Origin of the sequence: Streptomyces sp. NPDC059080 (genome assembly GCF_042739975.1) — a bacterium.
Classification (GTDB): Bacteria; Actinomycetota; Actinomycetes; order Streptomycetales; family Streptomycetaceae; genus Streptomyces; species Streptomyces benahoarensis.
Genome location: NZ_JBHYGX010000059.1, coordinates 21532 through 31823 on the forward strand (window position 1 = coordinate 21532; position 10292 = coordinate 31823).

Sequence of the window (10292 nt, forward strand, 5' to 3'; positions counted from 1 at the left end):
CCCCCGCAGGGCTACTACCCGCCGCAGCCCCAGCCCGGGTACTACCCGTACCCGCCGCAGGGCTACTACCCGCCGCAGCCTCCGCCCGCGACGGGAGACGCGCTCCCCCTGGGCTGGTGGTGCGGCCTTCGGGCTGCCTGCCCGGTGCTTTCCAGGGGCGATGAGTCGGTGGCTGGTGGGGCGAGGGCTCATGGGAGATGTGCCGGTGCCGGGTGCGGGTGGCGGGCCGGGTGTCGGTGCGGTGCAGGCGGGGCGGGCTTCCGGTCCGGGGGCCGGCGGGGTGGCAGCGCGTCGGTGTGGCAGCACGTCGGTGTGGTGTGGCCGGGTGGTTCCTCGGGCCGGGGTGATGTCAGTGGGTGGCCGTACGCTTGCGGGGTGTGGCGATGTACGGGTCCGCGGTGGTCGTTGGAGGGGAAAGCGGAGGGAGAACGGGGGTTTCGGCAGGGGCTCGGTTGGTACTGCGCCGAGCGGGGCGCGGAGCGGGTCAGCGCGCTGCCCGTGGGCAAGAGGCTGGCGTTCTCCGTGGTGGGGGAGCGGCGGTGCCTGGGGGTGCGGCGCGGCGGGCGGTGGATCGTCTGCCCGTACGAGGCGGTGATCCCGGGGGCGGCGGTGCGGGATCAGTGCGAGGCGTGTGCCCGGCTGGACCGTTCGCGGTCGGTGGCGGCGGACACCATGGCCGATGATCCGCGTCCGTACGGCGTCTACCTCGCGTATTTCGGGCCCGGCCTGGTGAAGGTCGGGATCACGGCGGCCGAGCGCGGGGCGGCGCGGCTGGTGGAGCAGGGGGCGGTGGCGTACGCGTGGCTGGGGCGCGGGCCGCTGATGGCGGCGCGGCGGGCGGAGGCGGTTCTCGGGAGCGCGCTCGCGGTGCCGGACCGGTTCGCCAAGGAGGCGAAGCGGGCGGCGCGAGGGCTGTTGCCGGCGGTGGCGGAGCGGCGTGCGGAGCTGGCCGAACTGCATGCGCGGGCTCGGGGGTTGCCCGGGTGGCCGGAGACGTTGGAGCCGGTGGACTTCGCGTTCGGCGATCACAGCGAGCTGTTCGGGCTGGCGCGTATTCCGGCGGACGCCGCCGAGCTGGGGGCGATGGCGGCGGGTGCGGAGGTGGTGGGGGAGGTGCTGGCAGGGGTCGGGGCGGATGTGTATGTGCGGGTGCGGATCCGCGGGGTGCCCGAGGATTCCGGGGCGGCTGCGGAGGGTGCGGTGCTTGTGCCTGGGGCTGGGGTTTTGGCTCGGGCTGCGGCGGGGGCCGGGAGCGGGGACGGGCTTGCCGGTGGGCTTCGGCGTTCCGGTGAGGAGGGGGCGGTCGGTGGGGTGGTGGCGGTGATTGACGCCCGGTTGTTGTCCGGGTGGGTGCTGGGGGCCACGCGGGGTGGGGTGACGACGGCTCCCGTGCGGGAGGCGTCGTACGGGAGAGGGGGCCGCCGGGGTGGAGAGGAGGGGGACGGCCAGCAGGAGGGGTTGTTCTGAGGCGGGGAGCCGGGGAGCCGGGGAGCCGGGGAGACGGGGAGCCGGGGAGTGCCCGGGTGCCCAGGGGTGCTGGGGAGGCGTACGGGTGCCTTGGGTGGTGCGCGGGCGCCGGGTGCCTCGGGTGCCTCGGGTGGGGCGGTGGCCCCGGGCGCCCCGGGTGGGGCGGTGGCCCCGGCTTCACGGATGAGACGTCCCCGGCGCGGGGCGGGGTGGTGCCGGAGCGGGGCCGAGGCCGGGGCGCGCGAGGGGGGCCTGCGCGGTGGGGTTCGGTGTTCTGCCGAGGCGGGGCGGGCGGCGAGGTGGTGTCGGGACGGGCCGGTGTACGGGGTGGCCTGGTGGGGCCCGGTTCGTGGGGTGGGGTCAGGCCGTTGTTGGTGCCCCGGCCGTCGGTGCTGGTCCGGTTGCTGTCGCCGCTGTCGCCGCTGTCGCCGCTGTCGCCGCTGTCGCCGCTGCCGTCAGGGCGTGGAGGGCGGTGCGTAGGTCGTTCAGGGTTGCCTCGTCGGTGACGCGTTCGGTGGTGGGGTCGATCTTCGGGCCGACGGCGGGGATTGCGCGGCAGGCGTCCGTGACGACCTGGCCCGTCATCATGCGGAGCACTTCCCGCAGTTGCGCGTTGGCGTGATCGCCGCCGGTGGGGAACGGCGACGCGGTGATCACGGCCACCGGCTTGTCGACGCATTCGCCGCTGCTGACCAGCCAGTCGAGCGCGTTCTTGAGGGCGCCCGGGATGCCGTGCGCGTACTCGGGGCTGACGACGAGCAGGGCGTCGGCGGTGGCGACGGTGGCGCGGAGGGCGGCGACGGGCTCGGGCGGGGTGGCGCCCTCGCCGTCCAGGTCGGGGTTGAAGTGGGGCAGGGCGGCGATGTCGGCGGTGGTGGCCGGGCCGTCGAAGAAGGCCAGCGCGGAGCGCAGCACGGCGCCGTTCGACGAACGGGCGCGCAGGCTGCCGGACAGGGCGACGAGTCTCATGGGGCGACCGTACGCCGGGGGGTGGGCCGCTGCGGCGGGTGTTCGGGTGGCAGGGGCGGGGGCATCTGGGGACCGGGTTCGGTGTTGCGGTGCCCTGCGTGGGCCTCCGGCGCTCAAGCGCTCTGGTTTCCCGGGCGTCCCTTGTCCTGGGGCGGTTCGGTAGGGGAGACAGGCGGCGGGCGGATGAGGCGTCAGGAGTAGCCGTAGGGCGTGTTGTTGCAGGTCAGGGCGATTGTCAGTGGTGGGTGAGAAGGTGGGATGCAGTGATCGGGGTGGGCCGCGCGGGGGGCGGTCCAGCTCGGTCGTGGCCAGCTTGTTCGTGGCGGGGGAGTGGATGAGTGGGGGTGTGGAGAGGGCGGCTTCCGAGTTGGGGAAACGCGTGGGAGCGGCGCGCAGGTCGTGACGGGCCTGAGCCGGGAGGGCCGGTGGGCGCCGCGAACAGGTGAGGACGGGCGGTGGGAGCCGTTGGCGGAACGCGGACGGGAACGCGGACGGGAACGCGGAAGGGAACGGAGGCAGGGGCGAGAGCGGGGGCATCGGGGGACGAGACGCCGGGCCGGACCCGGCACCGTGCGGGGGGCGGGGCGAGCGGGAGGAGGGGAAGCAGCAGCGCGCAGGCCGTGACGGGCCTGGGCCGGAGGGGGATTCTCAGGGGATTCACAGAAAGGGGAAAGGGGGCTCTCACGGGGGAGGGGGACGTTCGGAGCATGACCGTGACTTCATCGCCGTCCGCTGTTTCCGCGGGGCCTTCGGGTGCCCGGCCGTACCGGTCCGCCGCAGGGGGCGGCGGGGAGGCCCGGGCGCCCGGTGGGCAGCCTGGGCTGCGGCGGGCCGACGGGAGTCCGGTGCGGGTGCTGGTGGTGGACGACGAGTCCTCGCTTGCCGATCTGTTGTCGCTCGCGCTCCGCTACGAGGGCTGGGACATCAGGTCCGAGGGCGACGGTGCCGGAGCGCTGCGCTGTGCCCGGAGCTGGCGGCCGGACGCGGTGCTGCTCGATGTGATGCTGCCGGACATGGACGGGCTGACGGTGTTGGCCCGGCTGCGGCGTGAACTGCCGGACGTTCCGGTGCTGTTCCTGACGGCCAAGGACTCCGTCGAGGACCGGATCGCCGGGCTGACGGCGGGTGGCGACGACTACGTCACCAAGCCGTTCAGCCTGGAGGAGGTGGTGGCCCGGCTGCGGGGCCTGTTGCGCCGGGCGGGGGCCGCGGCAGCGAAGAGCGCCTCGGTGCTGACGGTGGGCGATCTGACGCTGGACGAGGACAGCCATGAGGTGACACGCGGCGGGGACGACATCCGGCTGACGGCCACCGAGTTCGAGCTGTTGCGGTACCTGATGCGTAATCCGCGGCGGGTGCTGAGCAAGACGCAGATCCTGGACCGGGTCTGGAGCTACGACTTCGGGGGGCAGGCCAACGTTGTCGAGCTGTACATCTCGTATCTGCGGCGGAAGATCGACGCCGGACGGGAGCCGATGATCCACACTCGGCGCGGCGCGGGCTATCTGATCAAGCCGGCGGGCTGACGCGGGCGGGGACGGGGACGCGGACGGGGACGCGGACGGGGACGCGGAGGGGGACGCGGAGGGGGACGCGGAGGGGGACGCGGAGGGGAACGGGGACGCGGACGGGGCTGCGGAGATGCGGACGATGACGTACCGGGGAGGGGAAGAGGAGGGGAGGGGCGAGCCCCACCCCGGTACCGGTCCCGGCGCGCGTACTCGTACAGGCACCCCCACTCGTACGGAAGCTCCCACCGGTACGGACGTCCCCACCCGTCGGGGAATCCCCACCCGTAAGGGAATCCTCGCCGGAACGCGCATTCACCGCCCCTGGTCGCTGCGGACGCGCCTGGTCGTGTCCGCCGTTGGGTTGATTGCCGTGGTGGGGGCGGTGATCGGGGTGGTGACGGCGGTGGCGTTGCACTCGTATTTGCAGGAGCAGTTGGACGGGAAGTTGGAAGAGGCGGTGGGGCGGGCGGCGCGGCCGCCGCGGGAGGTGGTGGTGCATGCCGGGAGCCTCGACTTCGTCGCGTTGGGTGGTCAGCACTGGGGGACGGTGGGGGCGCGGGTGGCGCCCGACGGGTCGCTGGGGGCCGGGGCGCGGGGCAACGGTTCGCTGAGCCGGGTGCCGTCGGAGCGGCTGGACGCGCTGTCCGCCAGGCAGGTGGCGGCGCTCGGGGCGGTACCGAGGGACGGGCGTCCGCACACGGTCACCCTGGCGGGGCTCGGCGACTACCGGGCGGCGTTCGCGCCGGACGGGTCGCTGGTGATGGGGCTGCCGCTGGTCGATGTGCAGGACACGGTGGGGACATTGGTGGCTGTTGAGGCGTGTGTGACGGGTGCGGGGCTGCTCGCGGCCGGGATCGCCGGGGCCGCGATGGTCGGGTACGCGCTGCGTCCGCTGCGCCGGGTCGCCGCGACGGCCACGTCGGTCGCGGAACTCCCGCTGCATCAGGGGGAGGTGGCGCTGCACGTCCGCGTACCGGAGAGCGAGTCGGACGGGCGGACGGAGGTCGGGCAGGTCGGCGCGGCGCTCAACCGCATGCTGGGGCACGTCGGGTCGGCGCTGGCGGCGCGGCAGGAGAGCGAGATGCGGGTGCGGCGGTTCGTCGCCGACGCCAGCCATGAGCTGCGGACGCCGCTCGCCTCGATCCGCGGGTACGCCGAACTGACCCGGCGCGGCGACGAACGCCCCGGCCCGCAGACCCGCCACGCCCTCGGGCGGATCGAGTCGGAGGCGGAGCGGATGTCCGGGCTGGTGGAGGACCTGCTGCTGCTCGCACGGCTCGATTCCGGACGCCCGTTGGCGTACACGCCGCTGGACCTGTCGCCGTTGGTCGTGGATGCGGTGAGCGATGCGCAGGCGGCGGGGCCGGGGCACCGGTGGCGGCTGGATCTGCCCGTCGAGCCCATGACCGTACGCGGGGACGGGGCCCGGTTGCAGCAGGTGCTGGTGAACCTGCTGGCCAACGCCCGGGTGCACACGCCGGAGGGGACCACCGTCACGGCGCGGGTACGGGCGTCGGGCGGCGGCGCGGTCCGGCTGGAGGTCGGTGACGACGGTCCCGGCATCGCGCCGGAGCTGTTGCCGCGCGTCTTCGAACGGTTCGCGCGGGGCGATGCCTCCCGCTCCCGGGCGGCGGGGAGTACGGGGTTGGGGTTGGCCCTGGTGCAGGCGGTGGTTGCGGCGCACGGCGGGAGGGTGACGGTGGAGAGCGTGCCGGGGCGGACGGTTTTTGTGGTGGTGTTGCCGGGGACGGGGACGGGGACGGGGACGGGGACGGGGACGGGGACGGTGGTAGGGAAGGGCCCGTGACCTGGACCGATACCGGCGTGGCGGGGGATGCGGGGCCGGGAGCGGGTGGTGGCGACGGTGCCGTAGGGGCTGCGCCCGAGCCGGAGTCGGGGCCGATGCCGGAAGCCGAGCCCGTATCGCGTTGATCTCACAGCTCGTACACAGCGTCAGCACACCCCTGTGACAGTGGGGTTGGCGAGCGTTCCCCTGTGACGCCAAGCGAGATGCCAAGCGACAGGACACGAAGCGGTACGCCGGGGAGCGGTACGGGTGAGCCGGAACTGCACGGCCACCCGGGCCGACGCGGCAAGCCGGCCCCTCAAGGCGGCCGGCAGGCTCAGCCGAACCGGCAGGTCCAACAGGTCCAACAGGTCCAACAGGTCCAACAGGTCCAACAGGTCCAACAGGTCAAACAGGTCCAACAGGCCCAACGGGCCCAACCGAATCGGCAGGGGCTGGGCCCCCTCGGTGAGGCCCATCAGGCCCATCAGGCCCATCAGGCCCATCAGGCCCATCAGGCCCATCAGACCCGTCAGGCCCGTCAGGCCCGTCAGCCCGGTGAGCCCGGTGAGGCGACGGCGGCATCGGGCGTATGGAACGCCTTGGAGACCTTGCCGGTCCGGGAGCACCTGCGTCCCGGCGGCAGCGGTACCGTCCTCGACGTCGTCATCCCCGTCTACAACGAGGAACGCGACCTCGGGCCGTGCGTACAGCGGTTGCACGCGCATCTGAGCCGGACGTTCCCCTACGGGTTCCGGATCACCATCGCCGACAACGCCAGCACCGACCGCACCCCCGAGGTCGCCGCCCGGCTCGATGACGCGTTTGACGAGGTCACGGCCGTACGGCTGGAGCAGAAGGGGCGGGGGAGGGCGCTCCGGCAGGTGTGGTCGATGTCGGGGGCGCCGGTATTGGCGTACATGGACGTCGATCTGTCCACGGACCTCAACGCGCTGCTGCCGCTGGTCGCGCCGCTGATCTCCGGCCACTCGGATCTGGCGATCGGCTCGCGGCTGGCGCGGAGTGCGCGGGTGGTGCGCGGGCCGAAGCGGGAGTTCATCTCGCGGACGTACAACCTGATCCTGCGGGGGTCGCTGGCGGCGCGGTTCTCCGACGCGCAGTGCGGGTTCAAGGCGATCCGCGGTGATGTCGCCGCGCGGTTGCTGCCGCTGGTCGAGGACACCAGCTGGTTCTTCGACACCGAGATGCTGGTCCTGGCGGAGCGGGCCGGGCTGCGGATCCATGAGGTGCCGGTGGACTGGATCGACGACCCGGACAGCACCGTCCACCTCGTCAAGACGGCGACCGACGACCTCAAGGGGGTGTGGCGGGTGGGGCGGGCGCTGGCCACCGGGGCGTTGCCGTTGGACCGGCTGGCGCGGCCGTTCGGCGACGATCCACGGGACCGGGCGCTCGCGGGCGTACCGGGCGGACTGGCCCGGCAGCTCGTCGGCTTCTGCGCGGTCGGCGCGCTCAGCACGCTCTGCTATCTCGGGCTGTACGCCCTCGCCCGGATGGGCGTCGGCCCACAACTCGCCAATGCCCTGGCACTGTTGCTGTCGGCGTGTGCGAACACCGCGGCCAACCGGCGGCTGACGTTCGGCGTACGGGGCCGGGACCGGGCGGTGCGCCACCAGGCGCAGGGCCTCGCCGTGTTCGCCATCGGACTGGCCCTGACCAGCGGTTCCCTGGCCGCGCTGGACGCCACCGCGGGCCATCCCACGCACGCCACCGAACTGGCCGTCCTGATCGCGGCGAACCTCGCCGCCACCGTCCTGCGCTTCCTCCTGTTCCGGGCTTGGGTCTTTCCCGACCGTGAACGGCGCCAGGGGGCGGCGGGAACGGCGCCGGACGCCCCGGCCACGGCTGCCGCCGTCCCGGATGCGCAGGAGGTGCCCGGCACGACGCCCGGTTTCCCGGCCCGCGCGGCGCCCAGCTTCCCGCCCCGCGCGACGCCCGGCGGCCCGGCATCCGGCAACTCGTCCCCACCTCGCCCCGCACCCCACGTCCCCGACTCGCCCCACACCACCCGGAGTACCCGATGACCCCCCAGCCGCAGACCGAGGACACGGCGGGCCCGCCCCCGTACGACGATCCCGCCCCCGGGTCCGCGCGCGGGACGACGGACGGCTGGCGGGGACTCCCCGCCCGCTGCCTGCGGGGCCGACGCGACGACCCCCGCTGGGCGCGGCCCGGGCTGCTGGTGTTGTTGCTGGTCACCGCCGTGCTCTACCTGTGGGACCTGTCGGCCTCCGGGTACGCCAACCAGTTCTACTCGGCGGCGGTGCAGGCGGGGAGCGAGAGCTGGAAGGCGTTCTTCTTCGGCTCGTCGGACGCCGCGAACTCCATCACCGTCGACAAGCCCCCGGCCGCGCTGTGGCCGATGGCGCTGTCGGTGCGCCTCTTCGGGCTTGGGGCCTGGCAGGTGCTGGTGCCCCAGGCGCTGATGGGCGTCGCGACGGTCGGGGTGCTGTACGCGGCGGTGCGGCGCCGGTTCGGGGCGGGCGCCGGGCTGCTGGCCGGGGCGGTGCTGGCGGTGACGCCGGTGGCCGCGCTGATGTTCCGCTTCAACAACCCCGACGCGCTGCTGTGCCTGCTGATGGTGGGCGCCGTCGCCGCCGTGCTGCGCGCCCTGGAGACGGGGCGGACGCGGTGGCTGCTGGTGGCCGGGGCGTGCTTCGGGTTCGGCTTCCTCACCAAGACGCTGCAGGCGTGGCTGATCCTGCCGCCGGCCGCGCTGGTGTACCTGTGCTGTGCGCCGGTCGGCCGGGCCCGCCGCGTCGGGCAGCTGCTGGTCGCCGGGCTGGTGACCGTGGTGACGGGCGGCTGGTGGGTGGCGCTCGTCGAGCTGTGGCCCGCGGCGTCGCGCCCGTACATCGGCGGGTCGCAGCACAACAGCTTCCTGGAGCTGACCTTCGGCTACAACGGGTTCGGCCGGATCACCGGCAACGAGACCGGCAGCGTCGGCGGCTTCAAGGGCGGTCCCGGCGGCGGTGGCGGCTGGGGGGACACCGGTCCGGCCCGGCTGTTCTCCTCGGACATGGGCGGGCAGATCTCCTGGCTGCTGCCGGCCGCGCTGATCCTGCTGGTCACGGTCGTATGGCTGCTGCGGCGTGCCCGGCGGGCGACCGCCGCGCACGAGGCGGCGCAGCGGGCGGAGTTCCTGCTGTGGGGCGGCGCGTTGCTGATGACGTTCGTGACGTTCAGCTTCATGTCCGGGATCTTCCACCAGTACTACAACATCGCGCTGGCGCCGTATGTGGCCGCGCTGACCGGTATGGGCACGGTGCTGCTGTGGCGCCGCCCGGGCCGCAGCGGGCGCGTGGTGCTCGCCGTGGTGGTCGCGGCGACGGCGGTCTGGTCGTACGTACTGCTGGACCGCTCGCCGGACTGGCTGCCGTGGCTGCGGTGGGTGGTGCTCGTCGTGGGCGTGCTCGCCGCGCTCGGTCTGCTGGTCCCGGCGGGCGATGGGGCGGCGCGGCGCCGGACGGCGCCGGTGGCGGCCGGGCTCGGCGCCGCGGTGGCGCTGGCCGGTCCGGTGGCGTACACGCTGAACACGGTCGCCACGCCGCACGGCGGCTCGATCATCACGGCCGGACCGGCGGTACGGAGCGGCCACGGCTTCCCGGGCGGCGGCCCCGGCGGGATGCCGCCCGGCGCCCAGGGCGGGAAGGGCGGCTTCCCCGGCGGCAAGGGCGGCCTGCCCGGCGGTAAGAACGGCTCCCCCGGAGCGAACGGCGGCGCCTGGGCCGGGCGCCCGTCGGGCACCGGGACGGGCCACGGCGGCACCGGATTCCCGGGGCAGGGCGGCCGGGGCGGGTTCCCGGGCGCCGGTGCCCTCGGCGAACGCGGCGGACCGGGCGGCGGTATGGGTGGCATGGGCGGACTGCTCGACGGCAGCAAGGTCGGCGCCGCGGCGCGGGCGCTGTTGTCGAAGGACGCCGACCGCTACACCTGGGCCGCGGCGGGGATCGGTTCCCAGAACGCCGCGAGCTACCAGCTCGCGACCGAAAAGCCGGTGATGGCGATCGGCGGCTTCAACGGCAGTGACCCGTCCCCGACCCTCGCCCACTTCAAGAAGTTGGTGGCGGACGGCCGGATCCACTACTTCCTCGCGGGCGGAGGCGGCCCCGGCGGCGGCCGCGGGAAGGGGCACGGAGGCGGCCGCGGAGGCTTCCCGGGCGGCGGCCACGACAGCCGGGGCACCGCGTCCGCGATCTCCTCCTGGGTGACGAAGACCTTCACCAAGGTCACCGTCGGCGACGCCACCTTCTACGACCTGACGGCGCCGAAGAAGTGAGGTGCGGACCCTGAGCTGCTGAGGGGGTCTGGACGTCGGCGGGCCCGCAGCCGCAAGGCGGGCCGCAGCCGCAAGGCGGGCCGCAGCCGCAAGGCGGGCCGCAGCGCCGAACTCGCCCCACGGGAACGCCGACTCGTCCCACAGGACATCAACTCGCCCCACAAGGAAATCAACTCACCTCACAGCGACATCAACTCGTCTCAGAGAAACGCCGTTTCACGTGAAACGAGCGCCCCCCGCGGGGGGGGGGGGGGTGGGT

The 10292-nt window shown here is 74.1% G+C and carries 7 protein-coding genes; 5 read left to right on the forward strand and 2 right to left on the reverse strand.

The genetic code is table 11. The annotated features are described in order from the left end of the window. Positions 1-498: 498 nt before the first annotated feature. Positions 499-1467: a DUF2797 domain-containing protein gene (locus ACFWWQ_RS28190; RefSeq protein WP_384601880.1), complete on the forward strand. Its 969-nt coding sequence runs from the start codon at positions 499-501 to the stop codon at positions 1465-1467. A gap of 360 nt (positions 1468-1827) precedes the next feature. Here ACFWWQ_RS28190 and ACFWWQ_RS28195 read toward each other — a convergent pair whose 3' ends face one another. Further along, on the reverse strand, positions 1828-2436 hold the full coding sequence (locus ACFWWQ_RS28195; protein ID WP_384601883.1) for an NADPH-dependent FMN reductase: 609 nt from the start codon (positions 2434-2436) through the stop codon (positions 1828-1830). Positions 2437-3143: 707 nt separating this feature from the next. On the opposite strand from ACFWWQ_RS28195, the gene ACFWWQ_RS28200 reads away from it, so the two are divergent. Both ACFWWQ_RS28200 and ACFWWQ_RS28205 read left to right on the forward strand, forming a co-directional pair. Beyond that, positions 3144-3962, forward strand: coding sequence for a response regulator transcription factor (locus ACFWWQ_RS28200; protein ID WP_384601886.1), 819 nt, complete (start codon positions 3144-3146; stop codon positions 3960-3962). A 295-nt stretch (positions 3963-4257) separates the two neighbouring features. After that, complete coding sequence (locus ACFWWQ_RS28205; RefSeq protein WP_384601903.1) at positions 4258-5754, forward strand: ATP-binding protein; 1497 nt, start codon at positions 4258-4260, stop codon at positions 5752-5754. A gap of 146 nt (positions 5755-5900) precedes the next feature. Here the strand turns inward: ACFWWQ_RS28205 and ACFWWQ_RS28210 are convergent, their stop codons facing one another. Beyond that, positions 5901-6248 (reverse strand): hypothetical protein, encoded by a 348-nt coding sequence (locus tag ACFWWQ_RS28210; RefSeq protein ID WP_384601889.1) that lies wholly within the window; start codon positions 6246-6248, stop codon positions 5901-5903. Between the two features lie 87 nt (positions 6249-6335). Between ACFWWQ_RS28210 and ACFWWQ_RS28215 the strand changes: the two genes are divergently transcribed. After that, positions 6336-7778, forward strand: coding sequence for a glycosyltransferase (locus tag ACFWWQ_RS28215; protein WP_384601892.1), 1443 nt, complete (start codon positions 6336-6338; stop codon positions 7776-7778). After that, entirely contained in the window at positions 7775-10033 is a 2259-nt protein-coding gene (locus ACFWWQ_RS28220) for an ArnT family glycosyltransferase (RefSeq protein ID WP_384601895.1), read from the forward strand. The genes ACFWWQ_RS28215 and ACFWWQ_RS28220 overlap by 4 nt, the downstream gene beginning before the upstream one ends. Positions 10034-10292: the final 259 nt, after the last annotated feature.